At 57.2% G+C, this 25,893-nt stretch carries 28 protein-coding genes; 21 read left to right on the top strand and 7 right to left on the bottom strand.

All coding sequences use genetic code 11. The features are described from left to right. The first annotated feature begins 49 nt into the window (after positions 1-49). The 7 genes from cysE (at position 50) to ASB66_RS14160 (ending at position 6,452) form a co-directional block, all read left to right on the top strand. A complete protein-coding gene (gene cysE, locus ASB66_RS14190; protein ID WP_060717052.1) occupies positions 50-874 on the top strand; it encodes a serine O-acetyltransferase in 825 nt (274 codons plus the stop codon). Positions 875-1,213: 339 nt separating this feature from the next. Continuing rightward, entirely contained in the window at positions 1,214-1,417 is a 204-nt protein-coding gene (locus ASB66_RS14185; RefSeq protein ID WP_060717075.1) for a DUF3126 family protein, read from the top strand. A gap of 190 nt (positions 1,418-1,607) precedes the next feature. Then, positions 1,608-1,961: a phasin family protein gene (locus ASB66_RS14180; protein ID WP_060717051.1), complete on the top strand. Its 354-nt coding sequence runs from the start codon at positions 1,608-1,610 to the stop codon at positions 1,959-1,961. Positions 1,962-2,372: 411 nt separating this feature from the next. Further along, positions 2,373-2,720, top strand: a complete 348-nt coding sequence (gene clpS / locus ASB66_RS14175) for an ATP-dependent Clp protease adapter ClpS (protein ID WP_041698048.1) — start codon at positions 2,373-2,375, stop codon at positions 2,718-2,720. Between the two features lie 10 nt (positions 2,721-2,730). Then, on the top strand, positions 2,731-5,217 hold the full coding sequence (gene clpA, locus ASB66_RS14170) for an ATP-dependent Clp protease ATP-binding subunit ClpA (RefSeq protein ID WP_060717050.1): 2,487 nt from the start codon (positions 2,731-2,733) through the stop codon (positions 5,215-5,217). Positions 5,218-5,346: 129 nt separating this feature from the next. Further along, positions 5,347-6,123: an AzlC family ABC transporter permease gene (locus ASB66_RS14165; protein ID WP_060717049.1), complete on the top strand. Its 777-nt coding sequence runs from the start codon at positions 5,347-5,349 to the stop codon at positions 6,121-6,123. Continuing rightward, entirely contained in the window at positions 6,120-6,452 is a 333-nt protein-coding gene (locus ASB66_RS14160; protein ID WP_060717048.1) for an AzlD domain-containing protein, read from the top strand. Before ASB66_RS14165 ends, ASB66_RS14160 begins: the two co-directional genes overlap by 4 nt. Here the strand turns inward: ASB66_RS14160 and ASB66_RS14155 are convergent. Genes ASB66_RS14155 through ASB66_RS14140 form a run of 4 tightly spaced genes read right to left on the bottom strand, consistent with a single transcriptional unit; the run spans position 6,447 to position 9,346 of the window. Beyond that, a complete protein-coding gene (locus tag ASB66_RS14155) occupies positions 6,447-6,872 on the bottom strand; it encodes an HIT family protein (RefSeq protein ID WP_060717074.1) in 426 nt (141 codons plus the stop codon). The genes ASB66_RS14160 and ASB66_RS14155 overlap by 6 nt on opposite strands. A 55-nt stretch (positions 6,873-6,927) precedes the next feature. Beyond that, entirely contained in the window at positions 6,928-8,136 is a 1,209-nt protein-coding gene (locus tag ASB66_RS14150; protein WP_114386617.1) for a GNAT family N-acetyltransferase, read from the bottom strand. A gap of 17 nt (positions 8,137-8,153) precedes the next feature. Then, complete coding sequence (locus ASB66_RS14145) at positions 8,154-8,879, bottom strand: glycerophosphodiester phosphodiesterase (protein ID WP_060717046.1); 726 nt, start codon at positions 8,877-8,879, stop codon at positions 8,154-8,156. Continuing rightward, entirely contained in the window at positions 8,876-9,346 is a 471-nt protein-coding gene (locus tag ASB66_RS14140) for a RidA family protein (RefSeq protein WP_060717045.1), read from the bottom strand. Before ASB66_RS14140 ends, ASB66_RS14145 begins: the two co-directional genes overlap by 4 nt. Before the next feature lie 124 nt (positions 9,347-9,470). Here ASB66_RS14140 and ASB66_RS14135 point away from each other — a divergent pair, with 124 nt between their 5' ends. The 14 genes from ASB66_RS14135 (at position 9,471) to lpxB (ending at position 23,902) form a co-directional block, all read left to right on the top strand. Further along, entirely contained in the window at positions 9,471-10,289 is an 819-nt protein-coding gene (locus tag ASB66_RS14135) for a cell envelope integrity EipB family protein (RefSeq protein ID WP_060717044.1), read from the top strand. A gap of 181 nt (positions 10,290-10,470) precedes the next feature. Then, positions 10,471-11,238 (top strand): 30S ribosomal protein S2, encoded by a 768-nt coding sequence (gene rpsB / locus ASB66_RS14130; protein ID WP_060717043.1) that lies wholly within the window; start codon positions 10,471-10,473, stop codon positions 11,236-11,238. A 259-nt stretch (positions 11,239-11,497) separates the two neighbouring features. Then, positions 11,498-12,424 (top strand): translation elongation factor Ts, encoded by a 927-nt coding sequence (gene tsf / locus ASB66_RS14125; RefSeq protein ID WP_060717042.1) that lies wholly within the window; start codon positions 11,498-11,500, stop codon positions 12,422-12,424. 218 nt (positions 12,425-12,642) lie between these two features. Beyond that, positions 12,643-13,365 carry a UMP kinase gene (pyrH, locus tag ASB66_RS14120; protein ID WP_015916230.1) on the top strand — a complete coding sequence of 241 codons (723 nt, stop codon included), beginning with the start codon at positions 12,643-12,645 and terminating at the stop codon, positions 13,363-13,365. A gap of 87 nt (positions 13,366-13,452) precedes the next feature. After that, the gene (gene frr, locus ASB66_RS14115; RefSeq protein WP_015916229.1) at positions 13,453-14,013 is read left to right on the top strand and encodes a ribosome recycling factor; all 561 of its coding nucleotides are present in this window, start codon (positions 13,453-13,455) and stop codon (positions 14,011-14,013) included. 44 nt (positions 14,014-14,057) lie between these two features. Next, on the top strand, positions 14,058-14,804 hold the full coding sequence (locus ASB66_RS14110) for an isoprenyl transferase (protein WP_060717041.1): 747 nt from the start codon (positions 14,058-14,060) through the stop codon (positions 14,802-14,804). Positions 14,805-14,810: 6 nt separating this feature from the next. Further along, positions 14,811-15,653: a phosphatidate cytidylyltransferase gene (locus ASB66_RS14105; protein WP_060717040.1), complete on the top strand. Its 843-nt coding sequence runs from the start codon at positions 14,811-14,813 to the stop codon at positions 15,651-15,653. A gap of 110 nt (positions 15,654-15,763) precedes the next feature. After that, complete coding sequence (gene rseP / locus ASB66_RS14100) at positions 15,764-16,885, top strand: RIP metalloprotease RseP (protein ID WP_060717039.1); 1,122 nt, start codon at positions 15,764-15,766, stop codon at positions 16,883-16,885. Positions 16,886-17,079: 194 nt separating this feature from the next. Next, positions 17,080-19,416: an outer membrane protein assembly factor BamA gene (gene bamA / locus ASB66_RS14095; RefSeq protein ID WP_060717038.1), complete on the top strand. Its 2,337-nt coding sequence runs from the start codon at positions 17,080-17,082 to the stop codon at positions 19,414-19,416. A gap of 51 nt (positions 19,417-19,467) precedes the next feature. After that, positions 19,468-20,532 (top strand): UDP-3-O-(3-hydroxymyristoyl)glucosamine N-acyltransferase, encoded by a 1,065-nt coding sequence (gene lpxD / locus ASB66_RS14090; RefSeq protein WP_060717037.1) that lies wholly within the window; start codon positions 19,468-19,470, stop codon positions 20,530-20,532. Next, positions 20,529-20,993 (top strand): 3-hydroxyacyl-ACP dehydratase FabZ, encoded by a 465-nt coding sequence (gene fabZ, locus ASB66_RS14085; protein ID WP_015916223.1) that lies wholly within the window; start codon positions 20,529-20,531, stop codon positions 20,991-20,993. Before lpxD ends, fabZ begins: the two co-directional genes overlap by 4 nt. Beyond that, positions 20,990-21,805, top strand: coding sequence for an acyl-ACP--UDP-N-acetylglucosamine O-acyltransferase (gene lpxA / locus ASB66_RS14080; RefSeq protein ID WP_060717036.1), 816 nt, complete (start codon positions 20,990-20,992; stop codon positions 21,803-21,805). The genes fabZ and lpxA overlap by 4 nt, the downstream gene beginning before the upstream one ends. 3 nt (positions 21,806-21,808) lie before the next feature. Beyond that, the gene (locus tag ASB66_RS14075; RefSeq protein WP_060717035.1) at positions 21,809-22,681 is read left to right on the top strand and encodes an LpxI family protein; all 873 of its coding nucleotides are present in this window, start codon (positions 21,809-21,811) and stop codon (positions 22,679-22,681) included. A 45-nt stretch (positions 22,682-22,726) separates the two neighbouring features. Next, positions 22,727-23,902, top strand: a complete 1,176-nt coding sequence (gene lpxB / locus ASB66_RS14070) for a lipid-A-disaccharide synthase (protein ID WP_060717034.1) — start codon at positions 22,727-22,729, stop codon at positions 23,900-23,902. A 3-nt stretch (positions 23,903-23,905) separates the two neighbouring features. Here the strand turns inward: lpxB and fghA are convergent, their stop codons facing one another. From fghA to ASB66_RS14055, 3 genes are read right to left on the bottom strand one after another with little or no spacing between them, the layout of a single operon-like run. Beyond that, positions 23,906-24,739, bottom strand: coding sequence for an S-formylglutathione hydrolase (gene fghA / locus ASB66_RS14065; RefSeq protein ID WP_060717033.1), 834 nt, complete (start codon positions 24,737-24,739; stop codon positions 23,906-23,908). A gap of 19 nt (positions 24,740-24,758) precedes the next feature. Then, a complete protein-coding gene (locus tag ASB66_RS14060; RefSeq protein ID WP_060717032.1) occupies positions 24,759-25,430 on the bottom strand; it encodes a DUF1345 domain-containing protein in 672 nt (223 codons plus the stop codon). Continuing rightward, positions 25,427-25,891: a YaiI/YqxD family protein gene (locus ASB66_RS14055; RefSeq protein WP_114386615.1), complete on the bottom strand. Its 465-nt coding sequence runs from the start codon at positions 25,889-25,891 to the stop codon at positions 25,427-25,429. Before ASB66_RS14055 ends, ASB66_RS14060 begins: the two co-directional genes overlap by 4 nt. Positions 25,892-25,893 lie beyond the last annotated feature (2 nt).

Below are 25,893 nucleotides of genomic sequence, written 5' to 3'. Positions count from 1 at the left end.
CGATAGATCATCTATATAATGGAAGATGAACGTCAATGAGGAGATTGCAATGGCTGTCATGCACGATCTTGCGGTGCGCGAGATGATCAAGCCTATGGACCCGATCTGGGACAGCATGCGCCAGGAGGCGCGCAGCGCCGCCGAGCATGATCCGCTTCTGGCGGCCTTCCTCTATTCAACCGTGCTGAACCACCGTTCACTGGAAGACAGCGTCATCTACCGGATTTGTGAACGGCTCGACCATGCCGACCTGCAATCCAGTCTCTTGCGTCAGACCTTCGAGGAAATGCTGAGCGATTGGCCGGAATGGGGTGCGGTGCTGCGCGTCGATATTCAGGCCTATTATGACCGTGACCCTGCATGTCTGCGCTTTATCGAGCCCGTGCTGTATTTCAAAGGGTTTCACGCGATCCAGACCCATCGGCTGGCAAACTGGCTTTGGAACAAGGGCAGGCGCGATTTTGCGCTCTATTTGCAAAGCCGGTCCTCCAGTGTCTTTCAGACGGATATCAATCCGGCTGCACCGATGGGCAGGGGAATATTCCTGGATCATGCCACCGGGCTTGTGGTTGGTTCCACTGCCGTGATCGGTAATAATGTCTCGATCCTTCAGGGGGTTACATTGGGAGGCACGGGCAAGGAAACCGGAGATCGCCATCCAAAGATCGGTGACGGAGTGCTCATCGGGGCGGGTGCCAAGGTGCTCGGCAATATCGAGATCGGCTGCTGTTCGCGCGTAGCAGCTGGTTCTGTGGTGCTGAAGCCAGTACCGGCTGGCAAGACTGTGGCAGGCGTACCGGCCCGGGTGGTCGGCGAAGCCGGCTGTGCGGAACCGGCCCGGTCGATGAACCAGTTGGTGTCCGAGGACGGCTGAAGGACTGTGGGGTGCCCACATGAGCGGGGCCGTCGATGGATTTGTAGATTCTGGCGCCTGAAGCAGATGACATCCGGGACTGCTTTGGTTGGCGGTCACGGATGGATCCGCCTGATGATTTTTTAGTGAACCGATTCCGCTTCCAGCAATTATCCCTTAAAAGCAGGGGCGGATCGATATTCGCGGCTTTACACAGCTGTTTGGCCCATGCGACAAGCAGGCCGCCGAAGCATGGTTCGTGCGGTTTGTCAGTCACCGCCATGCTGGAATTTTGAGAGCGCTGCGGCATCATGGCCGGATCGAAGGTTCGTGCTGCGCAGACAATCCATGGAGATTTTTGTGAAAGCAGACGAAATCAAGAAGCTTGACGCTTATTTCAAGCGGACTTTCAACCCGACGATGGCTGTAAAGGCGCGCCCGCGCAAGGATGACTCGGCAGAAGTTTATGTTGGCGATGAGTTTCTCGGCGTTGTCTTCAAGGATGACGAGGATGGCGATCTGTCCTACAATTTCTCGATGGCCATTCTGGATGTCGATCTTTGATCACAGGTTGCATTCATAAGGAATGCATTTATCGATATTTGATAATGAAGGGCGGCCTTGTAAGGGGTCGCCTTTTTTCGTTCTTGACAAAATGCAACCTTTTGGCGATGCCGCACTGCACAAATTGACTTGACCAAATTTAGCAATCTGTCCTATGGTTTGGGACAGCAGAGGAAAAAGGAGTGCTGTTATGTTGAATTTCGAAGACGTGAACAAAAAGAGCAAAGAAGCCGTCGATTCGATGGTGAAGAATTATTCCGAGGTTGCCAAGGGCATGCAGTCGATCGCTGCTGAAGCCCAGGATTACTCGAAAAAGTCCTTCCAGGATCTGGCCGGTTTCATGGAGCAGCTGACCGCTGCCCGCAGCATCGAAACCGTTTTCGAACTGCAGACGAAATACGCCAAGAGCTCCTACGAAGCTTTCGTCTCGGAAGCGACCAAGATCACTGAAATGTATGCTGATCTGGCCAAGACGGCGTACAAGCCTTACGAGGCTCCTATTGCCAAGGCTTCGAAAGCCGCGTCCGCCGCTGCGGCTGCCTGATCATTTTTTATTGATGTCGCTGCAAACGGCCGTCCTGTGGGATGGCCGTTTTTCGTTGTTACTTCCCGTGCAGCCCAGGTTTGGCAGCTCATGTCCATGCTCTTTCTTATGGTCAGCCTGGAGCATTGCTGGGGAGACAATATGATTATCTGGTGGTAATCTCAGCTGGAATTGAACGTGCTGCGATTGCTGGTCTGGAAAACGCGGGTAAGGCACTTATCTTTAGGTCTGTTGCGTTGGCATCGGGACTTGTCCGGGGTGCCTTTTTAAGGCCGGACACGCAATTCTCTTTGCAGTGCGTATCTATGGGCTTAAAATCGATGAGAAATGGACTACCTTAATGAATCTGTGAGGTCTGGCGGGATTCGCCTTTTGCGATGAAGCGGCCGGAACTCGGGAGAATGGATGGAAATGATCGCGCAACCGATCGTCATGCAAGCGCAAGGTAACAACGACGGACCAAACAGGGGCACGTCGGTTATCACGCGCACGAAGCCGAAAACCAAGAAGCCCAATTTATATCGCGTTCTGCTGCTAAATGATGACTATACGCCGATGGAGTTCGTCATCCATATTCTGGAGCGTTTCTTCCAAAAGGACAGGGAAGCGGCAACCCTCGTCATGCTGCACGTACACAACCACGGGGTAGGGGAATGCGGCGTCTTCACCTATGAGGTCGCCGAAACCAAGGTAAGCCAAGTTATGGACTTCGCGCGGCAGCACGAGCATCCGCTGCAATGCGTCATGGAAAAGAAATGAGGATCTGACCGTGCCAACATTTTCTCCGAGCCTGGAAAAGGCGCTGCATCAGGCACTGACTTTTGCCAATGAGCGCCACCACGAATACGCGACGCTTGAACATTTGCTGATGGCACTGATCGATGATGCCGATGCCGCCGCCGTGATGGGCGCCTGCAATGTGAACCTCGATACGCTGCGCAAGACGGTGAGCGATTACGTCGATAATGAGTTGGCCAATCTGGTGACCGGCTATGATGAGGATTCCAAACCCACCTCCGGCTTCCAGCGGGTCATCCAGCGGGCTGTCATCCATGTCCAGTCTTCCGGTCGGGAAGAAGTGACGGGTGCCAATGTGCTTGTGGCGATCTTTGCCGAGCGTGAAAGCCATGCGGCTTACTTCCTGCAAGAACAGGAAATGACCCGCTATGACGCGGTCAACTATATTTCTCATGGTATCGGCAAGCGTCCCGGCACATCCCAGCCTCGTCCGCCCCGCGGTGTCGAGGAAGAGAGCGAAGCCAGCCAGAAGCCGCCGCGTGAGCAGGAGGAAGGTCCGGCCAAGAAGCAGCCGGAAGCCCTCAAGGCCTATTGCGTCAACCTCAACGAAAAGGCCAAGACGGGACGCATCGATCCGCTGATCGGCCGTCACGACGAGGTCAACCGTACAATTCAGGTCCTGTGCCGCCGCTCAAAAAACAATCCGCTTTACGTCGGCGATCCCGGTGTGGGCAAGACGGCGATTGCCGAGGGCCTGGCCAAGCGGATCGTCGAAGGGAAAGTGCCTGAGGCGCTGGCCGATGCGACGATCTTTTCGCTCGATATGGGCACGCTTCTGGCCGGTACGCGCTATCGCGGTGATTTCGAAGAACGCCTGAAGCAAGTGGTCAAGGAGCTGGAAGACTATCCGGGCGCCGTGCTGTTCATCGATGAAATTCATACGGTGATTGGCGCAGGGGCCACCTCCGGCGGGGCGATGGACGCCTCCAACCTGTTGAAGCCTGCTTTGTCGTCTGGCGCCATCCGCTGCATCGGTTCGACCACCTATAAGGAATATCGGCAGTTCTTCGAGAAGGACCGGGCGCTGGTGCGCCGGTTCCAGAAGATTGATGTCAACGAGCCTTCCATCGATGATGCCATCGAGATCATGAAGGGCCTGAAGCCCTATTTCGAGGAATATCACAAGCTGCGTTATACCAACGAGGCGATCAAGACGGCTGTCGAGCTTTCGGCCCGCTATATCAGCGACCGCAAGCTGCCAGACAAGGCGATCGACGTGATCGACGAGACGGGGGCCGCGCAAATGCTGCTGCCTGCCTCGCGGCGCCGCAAGCTGATCACCGAGAAGGAAATCGAAGTCACCATCGCCACAATGGCGCGCATTCCGGCCAAGACCGTATCCAAGGACGATGAATTGGTTCTGGCCAATCTCGACAAGGAACTGCGCTCTGTCGTTTACGGTCAGGACGATGCCATCGACGCCTTGTCTACGGCGATCAAGCTGGCACGGGCAGGGCTGCGTGAACCCAACAAGCCGATTGGCTCCTACGTCTTCTCCGGCCCAACAGGCGTCGGCAAGACTGAGGTTGCCAAGCAATTGGCTGCGTCGCTCGGCGTCGAAATGCTGCGCTTCGATATGTCTGAATATATGGAGCGTCATACGGTGTCGCGTCTGCTGGGTGCGCCTCCCGGCTATGTCGGCTTCGATCAGGGTGGCTTGCTGACTGATGGTGTCGATCAGCATCCGCATTGCGTCGTGCTGCTGGACGAAATCGAAAAGGCCCATCCTGACATCTACAACATCCTGTTGCAGGTCATGGACCACGGCTCGCTGACCGACCATAATGGCAAGAAGATCGACTTCCGCAATGTGATCCTGATCATGACCACCAATGCGGGCGCATCGGAAATGGCCAAGTCGGCGATCGGCTTTGGCTCTTCCAAGCGCAGCGGTGAGGATGAAGAGGCGATCAATCGTCTGTTCACACCGGAATTCCGCAATCGTCTGGATGCGATCATTCCGTTCGCCCCGCTGCCAAGCGAGGTCATCCACAAGGTCGTGCAGAAGTTTGTCATGCAGCTGGAAGCTCAGCTTTCGGAACGTGGCATCACGTTCGACCTGTCGGAACCGGCTGTTGCCTGGTTGGCGACGCGTGGCTATGACGAGAAAATGGGTGCTCGGCCGCTTGGCCGCGTCATTCAGGAACATATCAAAAAGCCCTTGGCCAATGAGATCCTGTTTGGCAAGCTCAAGAAGGGCGGGATCGTCAAGGTCGGCACTGTCACCAAGGATGGCGACGAGCAATTGACGCTGGACTGCGTTGCCGATGCAGCGCCGGTCAAGCCGAAGAAGGAAGCTGAAATTGCCGCCGTGGTGCCCGATGATGGCGAGGTCATCGCCAAGCCGCGTTCCAAGGCTAAAAAAGTCGCCAAGGCTGAGCCGGAAGTTGAAGCCTTGAAAGAGGCTAAGCCGGTTGCCAAGAAAACCACGGTGCCAAAGGTGCCGAAAAAGAAGTAATTCTTTTGGAAGAACGGTCAAATTTTTGACAGCATCAATGCCGGGCAGTTTGCCCGGCATTGTCATGAGCGGAAGCGCTGATTTTTCAACGCAATGCGCTGTAACGCTTCGACTTTTGCTGGAAATCTTATGTCATCTCTCCTTCTTGCCGACCGTAGCCAGTTGCGCTGGTTCTTCACGGGCATGCGCGGCCTTTTCAGCCTGCCGGCGATTATCCTCATGGTCTCGTTTGTCGGTTTCAGCGCCTTCGCGTTGCAAAGCGGCGTCAGCCGCAATGAAGCGATGTTCATGACGGTGATCATCTGGGCCTTGCCGGCCAAGATGATACTGATCGGCATGATGTCGAGCGGCGCCAATCTGCTGGCCTGTTTTCTGGCCGTGTCGCTCTCCTCGATCCGGATGATGCCGATGGTTGCCTCGCTGGTGCCGGAAATGCGCAGCCAACGCACCCCGACCTGGCTCCTGCTGTTCCTTTCGCATTTCGTCGCCATTACCGCCTGGGTCTATGCGATGGGCAATCTGAAGACCGTGCCACGGGAAGGGCGGGTGGCGTTTTTCGCAGGCTTCGGCCTGACTTTGGTCGCGGTCAACACCATTCTGGTCGGTGCGTGCTATGGCCTTGTCTCCAGCCTGCCGCCGCTTGTCGCCGGTCTGCTGTTTTTTCTCACGCCGGTCTATTTCGTCGCCTCGATCTGGGCGACCGGCAAGCAGCGGGTGGTGAAGATCGCCTTCGTGATCGGCATCGTCTCCGGCCCGCTGCTGGCATTGGCAGCCCCAGGTTTCGACATCCTGATCGCAGGCCTGGGTGGGGGCAGCATTGCCTATCTGATCGACCGGCAAATCCGCCGCCGAAGCCATGAACCCTCGGATATTCAGCCAGTTGAAACCCTGTCGGAGGAGCTATGATGGCGGAGTTCTGGCCCTATCTGGTTATCATCGTCGCGGGCTGGCTGGCGACCGATCTCTGGCGCTGGCTGGGCGTGCTGGCCGGAAACCGCCTTCAGGAAGGTTCCGAGCCGCTCTATTGGGTGAGGGCGGTTGCCACGGCCTTGGTCATGGCCGTGACGGCTAAGCTGATCGTCTTTCCGACCGGCACACTCGAACATTCGCCGCTCTGGCTGCGGCTCACGGCCACAGGCGTCGGTTTTGTAGCCTTCCTGCTCGCCGGTCAGCGGATCATCGTTGGCGTTCTGGTGTCGCTCGGTGTTTTGGCGGCAGGTTTGTTTGTCTTATAATGCTGCGATAATCTTCGCGGCATTGGCCTTCAGCACGTCGATATTTTCCATGCCACCCACATGCGGCTTCAACGGCTGACCGTCATGGCGGGGAATGACGTGGAAATGCAGGTGAAACACGGTCTGGCCTGCGGCAGGCTCGTTGAATTGTGCCACATAGACACCGTCGGCATCGAAGGCCTGTTTGACGGCAACGGCCAGTTTCTGCACGACTGCAATGAGTTTCGCCAGCACAGCCGGATCGGCGTCAAGCAGATTGCGCGATCCCTGCTTTGGAATCACCAGGCAATGGCCCGGCGCTTGCGGCATTACATCCATGAAGCCCAGCGCGTCGTCATCCTCATAGAACTTGATTGAGGGGATGTCGCCCTTGAGAATCTTGGCGAAAATATTGTCTGGATCATAGGCCGAAATGGTCATCATCTGTCTCCGTTACCGGGTCCTGTCTATTCTGCTTCTCACCTCTCAAGCAAGGTCAGCCATCAATTTCCTCGCCGTCGCGCGGCTGGCGCTCGCCCTTGCGAAACGGCGTATGTTCGCCGAGATAGGCACCGATGTGCTCCACCTCTTCGCGTTCGCGTTCCAAATAGTCGGCGATGGCCCGGCGCAGGCCCGGATGGGCGATGTAATGGGCGGAATGGGTGGTAACCGGCTGGTAGCCGCGCGCCAGCTTATGCTCGCCCTGCGCGCCCGCTTCGACCTTTTTCAGCCCCTTGGCCAGGGCAAAGTCGATGGCCTGATGGTAGCAGACCTCGAAATGCAGGAAGGGGTGATCTTCGCTACAGCCCCAATGACGACCGAACAGCGTATCCTCGCCGATAAAGTTGATGGCGCCCGCCACATAGTGGCCATCACGTTTGGCCATCACCAGCAGAATGTCCTCAGCCATGCGCTCGCCGATCAGCGAGTAGAATTGCCGGGTCAGGTAGGGCTTGCCCCATTTTCGGCTGCCGGTATCCATGTAGAAGGTGAAAAACTGATCCCAGATTGCTTCGGTCAGGTCGCTGCCGGTCAGCCAATCGATGGTAATGCCGTTTTCCAGCGCCGCCCGCCGCTCTTTCTTCAGGGCCTTGCGTTTGCGCGACGCCAACGTTTCCAGAAAGGCGTCGTGATTGGCGTAGCCCTGGTTGATGAAGTGGAATTGCTGATCCAGCCGGTGCAGGAAATCCGCATCCTCGAAATGCTCGAGCTCGTTTTCCGGCAGGAAGGTCGCATGGGCCGAGGAGACGCCGAGCTTGCGGGATATTTCCGCAAAACTGGCGGCCAGCGATGCTCGGGCGCTTTCCGGCTCGACGCCATCTGCAACCATTAGCCTCGGGCCGGTCGCTGGCGTAAACGGAATTGAGGCTTGCAATTTCGGATAATATTGCCCGCCCGCCCGCTCGAATGCATCGGCCCAGCCCTGGTCGAACACATATTCACCCCGGCTATGGCTCTTGAGATAGCAGGGCATGGCACCAAGCAATAGCCCGTCGCCATCCTCCATCAGCAGATGATGACCAAGCCAGCCGGTTTTGGCGGTGGCAGAGCCCGATTCTTCCAAAGCCGAAAGATAGGCCCAACTGTTGAAAGGATTATAGGCTTCGCCTCCCGATGCCTTGGCGGCACCGGAAAGCCTGTTCCATGCGCTTTGGTTGATGGCCTTGAAGGACTGCTCAACCCGAATGATGACCTCTTGTGTCATGCCACTCCATTACAAGGTTATGATGCCACGGTCTCGCGTGGGTCAAAGCCTTCAAACGTCATCTGATCTGCATAAGTATAGGTGTGAGCGCGCATGATTTCATCCCGCACCGTCCAGGTGATCACTGGAATGTTTTTCTGCCGCTGTGCTTCGATGAAGCTGTTGGGCAGATGGGCGACGCAATAGGAGATGAAATCCAGACCCAGATGCATGGCCTCGTCATGGACAAAGAAGTTTTCCGGCTTGGCGCCCTCGGCGGTCAGTCCGACCGGGTAGGGGCAATCATTGGCCTTCAACTCTTTCAAAAGATGATGGTCGAAGCTCATCAGCGCGACTTTGCCCTGGTAGCTGGTGAGAACCTCCAGCACATCTTCGACAAAGCCCTCGTCGTCGCCGAGCCGGCCTTTCAGCTCGATGACCAGTGGCACCTGGCCCTTGACCAGATCGAGCAATTGCCGCAACGTCGGCACCTTGTCGGCTGTACCGCCGACCGACATCATTTTCAGTTCTGCCGAGGTACGGGCGCGCACGTCGCCGGTCATGTTGCACAGACGCTGCATGTCGTCGTCGTGAAACACCACCGGTACGCTGTCCGTGGTGTATTGCAGGTCGCATTCGATGGCGAAGCCGGCCTCTATGGCGCGGGCGGCGGCCGACAGGGTGTTTTCCCAGACCAGCTTGTTCTGGTCGTGAAAGCCGCGATGGGCAACCGGCGTTTCTTTGATCCAGCTGGCATCCGTCACAGGCGGATCTCCAGGATGGCATCGATCTCGACAGCGGCGTTCATCGGCAGGGCGGCCATGCCTACGGCGGCGCGCGCATGTTTGCCAGCCTCACCCAGCACCGAGGCGATCAGGTTGGAAGCGCCGTTGATCACCAGATGCTGATCGGTAAAGCCGGGGCCTGAGGCCACGAAGCCGTTGAGCTTGATGACTCGGACAATGCGGGAAAGGTCGCCGTCCAGCGCCGATTTTGCCTGGGCCAGAATATTGATGGCGCACAGTTCTGCGGCGCGCTGGGCCGAAGCCAGGTCCACATCGCTGCCGACCAGGCCGGTCACGGCAATTTTGCCGGCTTCCATTGGCAATTGGCCGGAGAGATAAAGCAGGTTGCCGCTGATGACATAGGGTACATAATTGGCAGCAGGTGCTGCGGCCTGGGGCAGGGTAATGCCAAGGGCGGCAAGGCGGCTGTCGATAGTGTCGGACATGATCAAATCCCAGCTAGCATGAAAACGGAAACGTGGTGATAAACTCAGGCAAGTTGCGTAAGCGCCTCGCTTTTGACAACTCAGTTCTTATAGCATCAAGCCAGACCGCAACAGGAGAATATCGATGCCGCAGTTGACCTTGGCCCTTGTTATGGCATTGACGGCAAACACCGCGGTGACATCCGTGAAGGTCGATCCGCAGGCTGTAGGCGATCTTGCGCCACATCGCGCCACCTATGATATCCAGCTGAAAAAGGCGACAGACCAGTCCGGCGTCGACAATATGAGCGGCCGGATGGTCTATGAGTTCAACGGTTCGGCCTGTGACGGTTATTCCACCAGCTTCCGATTCGTCACCAAAATCGAGACCGGCGATCAGGTCAGCGTCACCGACCAGCAGGTTCGGACTTTCGAGGACATGGCAGCCAGACGGTTCGATTTCGAATCGAAAAGTTTCACCGACGATAAGCTGGACAAGGATGTCAAAGGGGCCGCTGCGGCAAAAACCGATGGTCTGCGTATCGAGTTGAAAGAGCCGCAGAAGAAGGAGCTGGAAATGGCCTCGGCGCGATTCCCGGCGCAACATATGCTCGATATGATCGACAGGGCCAGGAAGGGCAATCGCTTCTTCGAGGCTCGTGTGTTTGATGGCACGGAAGACGGCGACAAGAGCTATTTGACCACAACGGTGCTGGGCACATCGAAAAAGCTGACGAGCGATACCAAGGACCCCCTGTCGGGCCGTACCTATTGGCCGGTCGCTATCGCCTATTACGACGACAAGTCGAATGGCGATCAATTGCCAGTCTATACCCAGTCCTTCGATCTCTATGACAATGGGGTGACGCGGGATCTGACGCTGGATTACGGTGATGTTGTCCTGACAGGCAAGCTTTCCAAGTTGGAATTGCTGCCACCGACAGCCTGCAAGGCGCAAAAGTAGCAATTGCAGGCTTTTTCTTGGCCCTACACTTGCCTTGGCCATCAAATCGTTCTATGGCGACCGGCATTCCACACGTGAAGCTTGGGATAGGCCGGGAGACATCCGGTCCGTTCCGCCCGGTGGCGTTTTGAAAAAGACGCTGTTTGCTTCACGGGGGTTCAACCGGAAAAGGAGAAAAGGCATGGCATTGCCTGATTTTAGCATGCGTCAGCTTCTGGAAGCTGGCGTTCACTTCGGCCACCAGACACATCGCTGGAACCCGAAGATGAAGCCGTATATCTTCGGCGATCGTAACAACATTCACATCATCGACTTGGCTCAGACCGTACCGATGCTGTCGCGCGCCCTGCAGGTCGTCTCTGACACGGTTGCCCGTGGCGGTCGCGTTCTGTTCGTCGGCACCAAGCGTCAGGCCTCTGACCTGATCGCCGATGCTGCCAAGCGTTCGGCCCAGTATTACGTCAATTCCCGCTGGCTCGGCGGCATGATGACCAACTGGAAGACCATTTCAAACTCGATCCAGCGCCTGCGCAAGCTCGACGAAATCCTGAATTCGGAAGCCCAGGGCTTCACGAAGAAGGAACGTCTGAACCTTGAGCGCGAACGCGAAAAGCTTGACAAGGCTCTCGGCGGTATCCGCGACATGGGCGGCACCCCTGACCTGATGGTGATCGTTGACACCAACAAGGAAAAGATCGCTATCGATGAAGCCAAGCGCCTGGGCATTCCGGTCGTTGCCATCATCGACTCGAACTGCGATCCGGACCTGATCGATTACCCGATCCCGGGCAATGACGACGCTTCGCGCGCCATCGCTCTCTACTGCGACCTGATCTCGCGCGCTGCCATCGATGGTATCGCTCGTCAGCAGGGTTCGTCTGGCCGTGATATCGGCGCCATGGTCGAAGCTCCTATCGAGCCGGCTCTGGAAGGCTCTGCCGAGGCTTGATGCCATCGGATGCAGGAAGGCGGGCTTGCCCCGCCTTCGACAAAAGATTGATGGGCCGCCCGTCAGCGTCAGGCTGTGCGGCGGCCCGCTCTTTTGGATGGCTTCCCTTTTGCGGGAGCCGCCTTGCGGTTTCCCCGTTTGCGTGATGACCCAATTTCATCACGCTGTAACATTTCCGGGTACAAGTCGTGCCCAATCCGGGCGCCGGTTTCAGGCATCTGTCCTTTGGCCCGCCCCTGAACAGACAAAGAGGCAAACAATGACCGAGATCACTGCTGCAATGGTGAAGGAACTGCGCGAAAAGACCGGCGCAGGCATGATGGATTGCAAAAAGGCGCTGGCTGAAAACGGCGGCGACATGGAAGCATCCATCGACTGGCTGCGCGCCAAGGGCATTGCCAAGGCCGACAAGAAGTCCGGCCGTACCGCAGCCGAAGGCCTGATCGGTATTGCCAGCGCCGGCACCACCGCCGTTGTCGTCGAAGTGAATTCCGAAACCGACTTCGTTGCCCGCAACGACGCCTTCCAGGACATGGTTCGCGGCATTTCTGCCGTAGCACTTTCCACCGACGGCACTGTCGACGCAATCAATGCTGCAAACTATGCAGCCACCGGCAAGACGGTTGCTGATTCGATCAAGGATGCGATTGCGACGATCGGTGAGAACATGGCGCTTCGCCGTGCAACCCAGTTGAAGGTTGAGGACGGCGTGGTCGCCACCTACGTTCACAACGCTGTATCGGACGGCCTCGGCAAACTCGGCGTGCTGGTTGCCCTGAAGTCGACCGGCAACAAGGACGCTCTCAACACCATCGGCCGTCAGATCGCCATGCATGTTGCCGCCACCAATCCGCTGGCCGTGCGCGCTGAAGAAGTAGATGCCGCTGTTGCCGAACGCGAGCGCAATGTGTTCATCGAGCAGTCGCGCGAATCGGGCAAGCCGGACAACATCATCGAAAAGATGGTTGAAGGCCGGATGCGCAAGTTCTTCGAAGACGTTGCCCTGCTGTCGCAGGCTTTCGTCATCAACCCCGACCTGACCGTTGCTGCTGCCCTCAAGGAAGCCGAAAAGGACGTCGGCGCGCCGATCGAAATCACCGGCATCGCCCGCCTGCTGCTGGGTGAAGGCATCGAGAAGGAAGAAAGCGATTTCGCCGCTGAAGTGGCGGCTGTCGCCAAGGGCTGATCGCTCTTTACCGTAAAACATTCCAATCATGGGAAAACGAAGGGCATCGCGTGACAACGCGGTGCCCTTCGTGTATCCGGCATTGCTGGCGCCCGCGCTTCTTGTCCGCTGCGGCACATTTCGTGACGTTTTTCACCATTGCGGCCTCTGTTTCATCGTCCGCCGGTCTTCAAGCCGGGGTGTTTCATCAGGCGGCAGGTTCAATTCCAGGAGAGACCATGACCTCCAAGCCCATTTATCAACGAGTTCTTCTCAAAGCCTCCGGTGAAGCCCTGATGGGCAGCCAGGGATTCGGCATTGATGTCGCGGTTGCCGACCGGATCGCCGGCGATATCGCAGAGGCGCGCGCCATGGGCGTCGAAGTCGGCGTCGTGGTCGGCGGCGGCAACATCTTTCGCGGCGTGGCCGTTGCCTCCAAGGGCGGCGACCGGGTAACCGGCGACCATATGGGCATGCTCGGCACGGTCATCAATGCGCTGGCGCTGGCAACCTCGCTGCGCAAGCTGGACATCGATACCGTGGTGCTTTCAGCCATTGCTATGCCGGAAATCTGTGAGAGTTTTTCGCAGCGCGTCGCAGTTCATCACCTGTCGCAGGGCAGGGTGGTGATTTTCGCTGGCGGCACCGGCAATCCATTCTTCACCACCGATTCTGCCGCTGCATTGCGGGCTGCCGAAATGGGTGCGCAGGCGATTTTCAAGGGCACCCAAGTGGATGGAATCTATTCCGCCGACCCGAAAAAGGACCCGACAGCCACCCGTTTCGACCACATTACCCATGCTGAAGTGCTCGAAAAGGGCTTGGCAGTGATGGATGTGACCGCCGTTGCCCTGGCGCGGGAAAACCGGATCCCGATCATCGTCTTCTCCATCCACGAAAAAGGTGGCTTCAGCGCCATCCTGCAAGGCGGCGGTGTGAAAACAGTCGTTAATGACGATTGACGGAGGCGAATGGCAGCCGGGACCGATTGACAGACGGATCGTTTCACGTTTTCAAGGCGTCACTGAAGAATTGTCGGAGACTGTAAGATGACAGCAGGTATTGATCTCAACGATATCAAGCGCCGCATGGATGGCGCGATCAACGCATTCAAGAGCGACCTCGCCTCGCTGCGTACTGGCCGCGCCTCGGCCAATATTCTCGACCCGGTCATGGTTGAAGCCTATGGTTCGCGCGTAGCGCTGAACACCGTGGCCAATATCACCGTGCCGGAACCGCGCATGCTGGGCGTGTCTATTTGGGACAAGAGCATGGTCGGTGCAGTCGACAGGGCAATTCGGGAATCCAATCTTGGCCTCAATCCGATTGTCGACGGGCAGAACCTGCGCATTCCTTTGCCGGAACTGAATGAAGAGCGCCGCAAGTCGCTGGTCAAAGTGGCGCATGGTTATGCCGAAAACTCGAAAGTCGCGATCCGCCATGTTCGCCGCGACGGCATGGACAGCCTGAAGAAGGCGGAAAAGGATGGCGAAATCGGCAAGGACGATGCGCGAAGCCTTTCGGAAAAGCTGCAAAAGATGACGGATGACACGATTTCCGATATCGATCGCTTGCTTGCTGAAAAGGAAAAGGAAATCATGCAGGTCTAATCTGCACATTTCGCCTTCTCTGCGACGCCAATGCAGGACCTGATATGACGACTTTGGATAGTTCCGCCGTTCCCGAGCACGTTGCCATCATAATGGATGGCAACGGACGCTGGGCCAATCAGCGCGGCATGCCGCGCGCTTATGGCCATCGGCAGGGAATGGAAGCCTTGCAGACAGTGGTTCGTACGGCAGGCGAAATCGGCGTGCGCTACCTGACCCTATTTGCGTTTTCGTCGGAAAACTGGCGCAGGCCGGAAACCGAGATCACCGACCTGTTCGGTTTGCTCAAGACCTTCGTGCGCCGCGATCTTGCCGAGCTTCGTGCCAACAACGTACGGGTAAGGATCATTGGTGAGCGCAGTACGCTGAAGAGCGATATTCTCAAGCTGCTCATCGAGGCAGAGGAGACCACCCGCACCAATACCGGCATGACCATGGTGATTGCCTTCAATTATGGTGCGCGCGATGAGATGACCAGGGCGGTTTCAGCCCTGGTACGCGATGTACAGGCAGGACTTTTACCTGCCAGCGCCATTACACCAGAGGCGATTTCCGCCAGATTGGATACGGCGGGAATACCCGATCCCGATCTGATCATTCGCACCAGCGGCGAGGAACGCCTGTCGAATTTCCTGCTTTGGCAGGCCGCCTATTCCGAATTGATCTTCGTGCCGGAATATTGGCCCGATTTTAGCCGCGAGAGCTTTCTGGCGACCTTGGAACTCTATGCCTCCCGCAATCGGCGGTTCGGCGGCCTGGCATCTGCCGGCGCCGTTGTTGCTGGATCGTAGCCGGCCATGACCAGAGAACTCAGGCTCCGTATCTTGTCTTCCATCGTCATGGTCGTGGTGGTGCTCGCCGCAACCTGGACCGGTGGTCTGCCTTTCCGGGGGCTCGCCGCTTTGATCGGCCTTGCCGTGTTCTGGGAATGGTCGACGATGACTCGGCTTGGCGAGGTCAGTATCCGTGGCCTTGCCATCGGCTGGCTTTCTGTTGCCGTCATTGCCGGCAATGTCGTGGCGGGCGATACCTCTTTGAGCCTACCCTTGCTTTCCGGTTTCACTCTGACGCTGGTTTTCCTTACATTTTTGCGTCGCTGGTCCTGGTGGCTTGCTGGTGGCGTATTTTATGCCGGAGCCTGTATCGTGACGTTGGCGGCCATTCGCGATGATGATGCGATCGGCTTTGTCGCTATGCTTTTTGTCTTCGTTATTGTCTGGAGCACGGATATTTTCGCCTATTTCGTCGGGCGCACGCTCGGTGGCCCAAAGCTGGCGCCCCGCATATCGCCGGGCAAGACCTGGTCCGGTGCCATCGGTGGCACCGTGGCGGCCATCATCGGCGGGTACGCGGTCACGGCATCCTATTTCACGGTCTATGGCTGGTGGATACCTGCGTTGGCGCTGGTCTTGTCCATTTGTAGTCAAATGGGAGACCTGTTCGAATCCTTCGTCAAGCGCCGTTGCGGGGCCAAGGATTCCAGTCATCTGATTCCCGGCCACGGCGGCGTGATGGATCGCGTCGACGGGCTGGCGACCGCAAGCTTCGCGGCATTTCTGATTGCTATGATCGTTGCTGCAATCAACAACGGAGTGACCGATTCGGTTGGCGGTCTATTGTTCGATTTCGCCGGTCACTGACTAACGTTTGACTGTCTGTCGGTTTCCGCCATCGCTGATGGTGATGTGTATCCTTTACGGCGGTGCCAATCTGGCGCATAGGTAAAGCGAGTATATGAGAAGGGCGTCCTATGGCTGTTATCGGTTTCCTGACGGGTTATATCATTCCCTTCGTTCTGGTCCTGTCACTGATCGTTTTCGTGCATGAAATGGGCCATTATCTGGTTGGGCGCTGGTCGGGTATCAGGATTCTCGCATTCTCGCTGGGGTTCGGCCCGGAGCTGATCGGTTTCAATGACCGCCATGGCACGCGCTGGAAGCTGAGCGCCATTCCGCTGGGTGGTTATGTGCGCTTCTTCGGTGATGCCGATGCGTCCAGCAAGACCGATGCCGCCGAGTTTGAGGCGTTGAGCCCAGAGGACCGCGCCCGCACGTTGAACGGTGCAAAATTGTGGAAAAGAGCCGCCACCGTAGCCGCGGGGCCAATCGCTAATTTCCTGCTGGCAATTTTAATTTTTTCGGTAACCTTCAGCCTTTATGGAAAACCCGTTTCCGATCCTGTCGTGGCAGAGGTCAAGCCGCTTAGTGCTGCTGCCGAAGCCGGTGTGCAGCCAGGAGATGTGCTGGTTGCGCTTGATGGTAGCAGCGTCAAGACCTTCGATGATGTGGTGCGCTATGTGAGCGTTCGCCCGCTTGTGCCAATCGTCGTCACGGTCAAGCGTGGTGAGTCCCAGTTAGATCTGTCGATGACCCCGCGCCGGACCGAGACCACCGACCGCTTTGGCAACAAGATGGAAGTCGGTCAGATCGGTATCATGACCACGGCTGCCAGCGGCAATTTTCGCGTTGAAAAGCTTGGGGCGATCGATTCGGTCCGTGCTGGCGTCGAGCAGACCTGGAATATCGTAACCGGCACCTATGATTATCTCGCTAACCTGTTTGCCGGGCGGATGAATGCCGATCAGCTGGGGGGGCCTATCAGGGTTGCGCAGGCATCTGGTCAGGTTGCCACCTTGGGTGCTGTTGCTTTGCTGCAATTGGCGGCAGTTTTGTCGGTTTCCATTGGGTTACTGAACCTTATGCCGGTTCCGGTGCTTGATGGCGGCCATTTAATCCTCTATGCGCTAGAGGCAGTACGTGGAAAACCAGTCAGTGCCGGTGCGCAGGAAATCGCGTTCAAGGTAGGGATGGTCATGATTCTGTCGCTGATGGTGTTCGCTACATGGAACGATATCAGCCGGTTGATTGGCTGAGTGGTTCTTGCATTGATGATAAGGATTTGTTTACGATGTTTCAACTTGGTAGTGGCGAATACGCCACGTGTTGAAACGAAGTAAATGGAAATTAACCACTGGTCTTGCTTGTAGAGCAAAAGCGGTTAAAACCACCAACGGACCGGAGTCGGTTTAAAGACCGAGGGACAACGGAAAAAAGGTTAGAAGTTCACATGAAGGCTGGTTCAAAGTTTTTGAACGCGGTGTCAGCGATTGCGCTGTCTGCTGGTGTAGTTTCGTTAAGTGCAGGCCTCGCCGTTGTGGCATCTGCCTCTGTTGCCAATGCGGCGTTGATCCAGCGGATCGATGTGCGTGGCGCGACGCGTGTCGGGACGGAGGCTGTTCGTTCCAACTTGACGATCCAGCCTGGAAAGGCCTTTTCCAATTCCGACATCGATGATTCGGTGAAGCGTCTTTACGCTACGGGTTATTTTTCCGATGTGAAGATTTCGGTTTCCGGTAGTGCGCTTGTGGTGACGGTCAACGAGAACCAGTTGGTCAACCAGGTCGTGTTCAACGGCAACCGCAAGATCAAAGACGACAAGCTGTCGACTGTTGTCCAGACACAGCCGCTCGGTCCTTATAGCCAGGAACTCATCCAGGCCGATATTACCCGTATCAAGCAGGCCTATGCCGCCATCGGCCGCAGCGAAGTTGAAGTGACGACACAGACCTCGCCAGTTGGCCAGGGTCGCGTCAATCTCGCCTTTGTCGTCAACGAAGGTGACCGTACCAAAATCGGTGCCATCAACTTCGTCGGCAATCACGCTTATGGCGATAGCCGTCTTGCGGCTGTTATCAGCACCAAGAAGTCCAATCCTCTGTCGTTCCTGACCCGTAAGGATGTCTATAACGACGACAAGTTGAAGGCTGACGAGGAAGCGCTGCGTCAGTTCTACTACAATCATGGTTATGCCGATTTCCGGATCATTTCTTCGGATGCGTCGCTCAACGAGCAGACCAACGAATACACCGTGAACATCACGGTTGACGAAGGTCAGCGTTACAAATTCTCCGACATCAATGTCGAAAGCTCTGTGGAGGGCGTTGACCCGGCTGAGTTGAAGGGTCTTGTGACGACGTCTCCGGGCGGCGTCTACAGTGCTCGCGAAATTCAGAAGTCGATGGAAGCAATTTCCCAGCGCGTCTCTGCCAAGGGCTATCCTTTTGCCCGCGTCGTTCCGCGTGGCAATCGCGATATGGGCAATGGCACGATCGGTGTCACCTATATGGTCGATCAGGGCGAGCGTGCTTATGTCGAGCGTATCGAGGTAAAGGGCAATACACGGACACGCGATTACGTTATTCGTCGCGAATTCGACATCAGCGAAGGCGATGCTTTCAACCAGGAAGTCATTACCCGCGCCAAGCGTCGTCTTGAAGCGCTGGGCTATTTCAGCTCGGTCAACATCACGACGGCTCAGGGCAGTTCGCCTGACCGCGTCATCATTGTCGTCAATGTTGAAGATCAGTCGACTGGCTCCTTCGGTATCGGCGCTGGCTATTCCGTTGGTGGCGATGGCCTGATCCTGGAAGCTTCGGTGGAAGAAAAGAACTTCCTCGGTCGCGGTCAGTATATCCGTATTGCGGCTGGTGCCGGTACGGACGACAGCCAGACCTACAACCTGTCGTTTACCGAGCCCTATTTCCTAGGCTATCGCCTTGCTGTTGGTTTCGATCTGTTCAAGAGCAGCACGAGCAGCAACGATTATTACGATTACAACGAACAGGGTGGCACCCTGCGCGTCACAGCGCCGATTACCGAAAATCTGGCAACGACGTTCCGCTATACCTACAAGCAGATCAAGTATGAGGGCGTCGATGCCTGGAGAACTGCGCTTTCGGAGCCTTATAAGGATCTGATCAACGGCAGCCCATGGGTCGTGTCTTCGGTTTCGCAGACCTTGACCTATAATACGCTGGACGATCGCAATCTGCCGCATGAAGGTATTTACGCGACGTTCACCCAAGAGTTTGCTGGTCTCGGCGGCGATTCCGATTACTACAAGGTCTATGGTAAGGCTCGTATCTTCAAGAGCCTGTCGGACGAACATGATATTATCGGTTCGCTTTCTGCCGGCGCCGGCCATGTTATGGCTACAGGCGACAACCTGAATGTCTTCGACCAGTTCCAAATTGGCGGTAAGGAAATCCGCGGCTTTGAGAACAATGGTATCGGTGTTCGCATGCCGAACAGCAACGACGACTCCTTGGGTGGCACCACCTACTTCACCGCCTCTGCTGAAGCGAGCATGCCTATTCCGGGCGTTCCGCAGGATGCAGGCTTCCGTATCGCAGTCTTCTCGGATGCTGGTACGCTTTACGGCAATGAAGTGAAGAACAGCGCTGGCGCACAGGGCACAGACATGGCTTGGCGTGCGTCTGTTGGTGCCGGTATCGTCTGGGCATCTCCTTTCGGTCCGCTGCGCTTCGATTACGCACAGCCTATCCTCAAGGAAGATTACGACAAGGTGCAGCAGTTCCGATTCTCCATTGCGAACCAGTTCTGATTTCTATAGTCCGAACCTCAGACAAATTCACTCGTCTGGGACATTGGTGTGATGGAGCATGAAACTTTTTATCCGCCCCACGCGGGCGTCAGTTTGAAAGAACTGGCGGACCGTCTTGGGGCGGAACTGTTACAGGATGAGGCGGGCGACCGCGTCATTCGTTCGGTGGCACCGGTCTATCGGGCAAAGCCGAGCGATATTTGCTATATCCTGTCGAGGCGCAACAAAGCCGAACTCGAAACCTGTGACGCTGGGGCAATCCTTTGCGATGCCGCGCTGCGCTCGCTGATCCCTGAGCATATTCCGGTCCTGTTGATCAAAAACCCCCATGCGGCTTTTGCCCTGGCAGGGCAGTTCCTGCATCCGGAGGGCAAACAGCCCTTGCCTGTGGCCCGGCCAGGCGCTCTTGACATTTCCCCTGCGGCCTTTGTCGATCCGACGGCCCGTCTTGAGGACGGGGTTGTGGTCGAGCCAATGGCGGTGATCGGTGCGGATGTGGAAATCGGCGCAGGCAGTCTGATTGGCGCGGGCGCAGTGATTGGCCGTGGTGTCAAGATCGGCCGCGATTGTTCGATTGCAGCAGGCACCAGTATTATTGCTAGCTATATCGGCAATGGCGTTATCATCCATAACGGGGCACGCATCGGCCAGGACGGTTTTGGTTATGCGCCAGGCCCGCGTGGCATGGTGAAAATTGTGCAGATCGGCCGGGTGATCATCCAGGACAATGTGGAAATCGGCGCCAATACGACGATTGACCGTGGAACGATGGATGACACGGTGATCGGTGAAGGAACCAAGATCGATAATCAGGTCCAGATCGCTCACAACGTCCGCATTGGTCGCCATTGTGGCATCGTTGCGCAAGTTGGCATTGCCGGCAGCACGGTGATTGGTGATGGCGTATTGATTGGTGGTGGCTCTGGCGTTAATGGCCATATCAAGATAGGTGACGGTGTTCAAATTGCCGCGATGAGCGGTGTTATTGGCGATCTTCCGCCGGGCGAGAAATTCGGTGGTATTCCGGCACGTCCGCTTGGGGATTTTCTCAGGGATTGCGCCCAGATCATGGGACGGTCTGAAGGCAAGTCGAAGGTTGGAAAGGGGCAGAAATGACCGTTGAGCAGAAAGAGTTGGGACGCGCGGATATTCTGGAGATCATGAAGCTCCTGCCGCATCGCTATCCCTTCCTGCTGGTGGATCGCATCATCGACATCGATGGCGACAATGCGGCCATCGGTATCAAGAATGTAACCGCAAACGAACCACAGTTTACCGGACATTTTCCCGAGCAGCCGATCATGCCAGGGGTGCTGCTGATCGAAGGCATGGCGCAGACGGCTGGGGCGATCTGTGCCCGCAAGGCTGGCACAGCTGGCGATCTCGTTTATTTCATGACGATCGACAACGCCAGGTTCCGCAAGCCTGTGGTGCCGGGCGACCGTGTGGAGTTCCATGTCACCAAGCAGAAACAGCGCGGTAATGTGTGGAAGTTCCACTGCGATGCCAAGGTGGATGGCGCGCTTGTGGCAGAAGCTGATATCGGGGCAATGATCGTCAATAAGGAAGCCCAATGACTGTTATTCCAGCCAGTGCCCGCATTCATCCCTCCAGCGTCATCGAAGATGGCGCGGTGATCGGGGAAAATGTCACGATAGGACCGTTCTGCCATATCGGTCCCAAGGTCGTGTTGGGCGATGGTGCTGAGTTTTTGTCGCATGTGGTGCTGACGGGGAAAACCACTGTCGGCAAGAATAGCCGGATATTTCCCAATGCGGTGATTGGCGGAGAGCCACAGAGCATCCATCATGCAGGCGAAGAAACAACCCTGACCATTGGCGACAATTGCACGATACGTGAAGGCGTGACGATCAACTGCGGCACGGTGGAAGGCGGAGGGCACACAGTGGTCGGCAGCAATAATCTGTTCCTGGCCAATTCGCACGTGGCACATGATTGTCAGCTCGGCAATCATATCATTCTGTCCAACAACGTGATGCTGGCTGGCCATGTGAAAATCGGCGACCGGGCCATTCTCGGCGGCGGTTCCGCCGTTCACCAGTTCACCCGTATCGGACGGCAGGCCTTTATCGGCGGTCTGTCGGCTTGTAGCTATGATGTCATTCCCTATGGCATGCTGAACGGCAATCCCGGCCTGCTGGGTGGATTGAATGTGGTCGGCATGACCCGGGCCGGGGTGGAACGCGCCACCATTCACCGCGTCCGTAAGGCCTATAAGGCATTGTTCGATGAAGAAGGTGCTATTCGTGAAAAGGCTGCGGCCATTCGCGAAGAGTTTGCCGATTGCGCCGAGGTGATTGAAATCCTGGATTTCATTGTTGCCGAAAGCGACCGGGCGCTCTCGTCGCCGTTTCGTGGCAAGAGCTGAGGGATGAGCGGCCCGCAGGGGCGTCTCGCCATCATTGCCGGCAGCGGCATGCTGCCGGTCTATGTCGCCGAAGCGGCGCGGACGGCGGGTGAAGATCCCTTCATCCTGCCGCTGAAAAACGAGGCGGACCAGCGCTGGGAGGGTTTCCAGTCTGCCGTGATCGGGGTCGGCGACATGGCAGGCCTGTCGAGCCTGATAAAGCGACATGGCATCAAACGGGTGGTGATGTCTGGTGGTGTTAAAAAGCGTCCGAATTTCAAAGAGATCCACGTTAATCTTCGTTTTTTGGTGAAGCTGCCTTTTGCGGTCAAAACCCTGCTGTCGGGTGGGGATGATGCCGTGTTGAAAATGGTCATTCAACTGATCGAGTCGCAGGGCTGCCGGGTGGTCGGTGCGCATGAGATTGCGCCGCAACTGCTGGCGGAGCTTGGGCCACTCGGTGCGTCCCGACCGACAGATGATGATAGGCGCGACATTGCCGCCGCTGCAAAGGCCGCTGATGCCTTGGGCCGGTTGGATGTTGGCCAGGGCGCCGTTAGCGTCGGCGGTCGCATCGTTGCTCTTGAAGGTGTTGAAGGAACGGACCGCATGTTACAGCGGGTCGCCGAGCTTCGGGCCGAAGGGCGAATTTCATCGCGTCGGCGCGGTGTGCTGGTCAAGCTGTGTAAGCCGCAGCAGGATATTCGCGCCGACCTGCCGACCATCGGACAGTCGACCATCGAAAATGCCGCTCGTGCTGGGCTTTCCGGCATTGCGGTTCAGGCCGGACGGGCGCTGCTTTTGCAACGCCAGGAAACCTTGAGACAGGCAGATGCGGCGGGTATTTTTATCTCCGGTATTGAATTGGGACCTGAGGGCGAAGCCCGATTAGACTAACATGAGGGTGAAGCCTGATTAGGCCTGGCCTGAGGGAGATGGATCATGGAAAACCGGCCACTGAAGATCGCGGTCATTGCCGGTGAAGTCTCCGGCGATTTGCTGGGTGCTGACCTGATTGCGGCGCTGAAGCAGCGCTATGATGGGGAGATCACGCTTATCGGCGTCGGTGGACCGGCACTTGAATCCCAGGGCCTGACCTCACTGTTTGATTTTTCGGAATTGTCGGTCATGGGCATTACCCAGGTCCTGGCAAAGCTGCCGCGTTTCCTGACATTGATCGGCAGGACCGCCAAAGCGATTGTGTCAGCCAAGCCAGATTTGCTGCTGATCGTCGACAGCCCGGATTTTACCCATCGCGTGGCGAAAAAGGTGAGGGCGGCCTGCCCGACAATGCCGGTGGTCAATTATGTCTGCCCGAGTGTCTGGGCATGGAAGGAATATCGGGCCAAGGCCATGCTGGCCTATGTCGATAGCGTTCTGGCCGTCCTGCCGTTCGAGCCAGCCGTGATGCAGCGACTTGGCGGGCCGGAAACGCATTTTGTCGGTCATCGACTGGTCACTAGTCCCGCTATGCTCGTCTGTCGGGCAGACCGGCTGCTGCGTCCGCTCGCCGCCGCAGAGGAGCCGAAAACCATCATGCTGCTGCCGGGGTCGCGCGGCGCGGAAGTCTCAGCATTGGCGCCGGTGTTTCGGGATGCAGCCCGGATTTTCGTTGAGCGCAACGGGCCGACGCGGTTTGTGCTGCCGACCGTGCCACGGCGGGAGCGTCAGGTGCGTGAAGCTGTAGCCAATTGGGAAGAAAAGCCTGACGTGGTTGTTGGGGAGGACGCCAAGTGGCGAGCCTTTGCTGAGGCGGATGCGGCCATTGCTGCTTCAGGTACGGTGCTGCTGGAGCTTTGCCTGGCTGGCGTGCCTGTTGTCTCGACCTACAAGACCGATTGGTTGATCAAGCTGCTGCACAGCCGGATCAAGACCTGGACCGGTGCCTTGCCAAGCATCATTGCCGATTATGTCGTGGTGCCGGAATATCTGAACGAGCAATTGCGCGGTGCATCGCTGGCCCGCTGGATGGAGCGCCTGTCTACCGACACGCGAGAGCGTCAAGCCATGGTGGAGGGCTTCGATCTGGTCTGGCAGAAAATGCAGACGGAAATCCCCGCCGGAGAGGCGGGGGCGAAGATCGTGCTGGATCTTTTGAAGACCCGCTCAATTATCTGAGTGTTAGCCTAGCCGCTCGCCATGCCAGCGCAGATGGTCTTCCATAAATGTCGAGATGAAATAATAGGAATGGTCGTAGCGCTCGTGCAGCCGCAGCGTCAGGCCGATATCGGTATTTTTCACCGCCTCTTCCAGCAGCCAGGGCTGTAGCCCGGTTTCGAGGAAACTATCGGCCTTGCCCTGGTCCACCAGGAATTCCGGAAAGCGCGCTCCATCCTCGATCAGAGCGCAGGCATCATACTGACGCCAGAGGGCACGGTCTGGACCGAGATATTTCTCAAAAGCGTCCTGCGTCCAGTCAGCTTTCAGCGGGCTGACAATTGGGGCAAAAGCAGAGCAGCTCTTGAAGCGGTCGGGATGTTTCAGCGCGATGGTCAATGCGCCATGGCCGCCCATCGAATGGCCGAAAATGCCCTGGCGGCTCATGTCAGCGCGGAACTGTTCAGCAATCAGCGCGGGCAATTCCTCTGTGATGTAGCTGTACATCTGGAAATGTTCGGCCCACGGCGTTTCGGTGGCATTCAGATACATAGCAGCACCCTTGCCCATCTTCCAGTTGGTCAGCTCATCCGGCACGTCATTGCCGCGCGGGCTGGTATCGGGGCAGACGACGATCAAGCCGAGTTCTGCGGCCAACCGGCGGTACTCACCCTTTTCCATCACATTGGCATGGCTGCAGGTCAGGCCGGACAGATACCAGAGCACCGGGCGCTTTTCTGTGATGGCCTGGGGTGGCACGAAGACCGCGAAGGTCATTTCGCAGCCTGTGACATCAGACTGGTGCGAAAACACGCCCTGCATGCCGCCAAATGCTGTGTTTTGCGACAGGATATTCATGAAATTTGGCTCCTGCTGATCAATTGGCTATCGAGACGACGGCGTTGACGGCTGCCGCGACCAGGATTGTGTTGAAGAAGAACGAGACGATAGAATGGGCGAGGTTCAGCCGCCGCATGGCCGTGCTGGTGATGGCGACATCGGAGGTTTGGGCGGTCATGCCGATGACGAAGGCGAAATACAGAAATTCATAGCCGCCCGGCTCCGGCGTGTCGGGAAAGTCCAGGCCGCCGGAGGGGCCGGTGTCGGGTACATCCGTCAGATGTCGCCAGTAGTCATGGGCGTAATGCATGGCAAACATCGTATGGATGGTGAACCAGCCGCTGATGACCGACACAAACGCCAGCGACACTTCCAGCAGGCTGGGAGAACCGGCCCGGTTCAAGGCATTGAACAAAGCGGCGACCGCAGCCACCACCGCCAGCAGGCTGACCAGCGGGATGACGATGGTCGGGGCATCGTCGCGTTGCGGGCTGTTTTTCAGGCGCTCGGCGGTGATGCCAGGCATGCGTTTGATCATCAACGCGACATAGAGCACGAAAAACACGATGGCCGAAGACTCGACGGCCAAGGCAGGGCGGATCCACAGAAAGACCGGCAAAGTCAAAAGGCCGAGGAGACCGGACGCATAGAACGGGCTGTGCCTGTGGCGTCTCAATGCATAGAAACGAGGCTTTTTCTTCGAGGTCATAATGGGGGTGTGTCCTGACGGAAGGATTTGCAGCGGCGGCAAAGCCTATCCAGTGTTTCCAGAAACTGCGAGCGGTCGCGGGGGCTGAAGGCGCGGTTATAGCCTTTGCTTTCGCCTGTCTCGCGCAAATGGGCGCCGAGATCGCGCATGGCGGTTGCCATGCCGATATTGGTCTCATCGAACATCCGTCCGGTCGGCCCGGTGACGAAAGCACCCGCCGCGACGCAGCGCCCCGCCAGCGGCACATCGGCGGTAATGACGATATCGCCTGGTCCAGCCCGTTCGGCGATCCAGTCGTCAGCGGCATCAAAACCATTGGAGACGATAACATTCGTCACCATCGGGTCACGCGAAGGACGCAGGCCGGAATTGGCAACGAAGGTCACTGGCATGTCGTGGCGTTCGGCCACTTTCAGCACCTCGGCTTTCACCGGGCAGGCATCGGCATCCACATAGATCATTG

The sequence above is a fragment of the Gillisella vitis genome (assembly GCF_001541345.2).
Classification (GTDB): domain Bacteria; phylum Pseudomonadota; class Alphaproteobacteria; order Rhizobiales; family Rhizobiaceae; genus Allorhizobium; species Allorhizobium vitis.
This window is presented reverse-complemented; position numbering and strand designations above follow the sequence as displayed.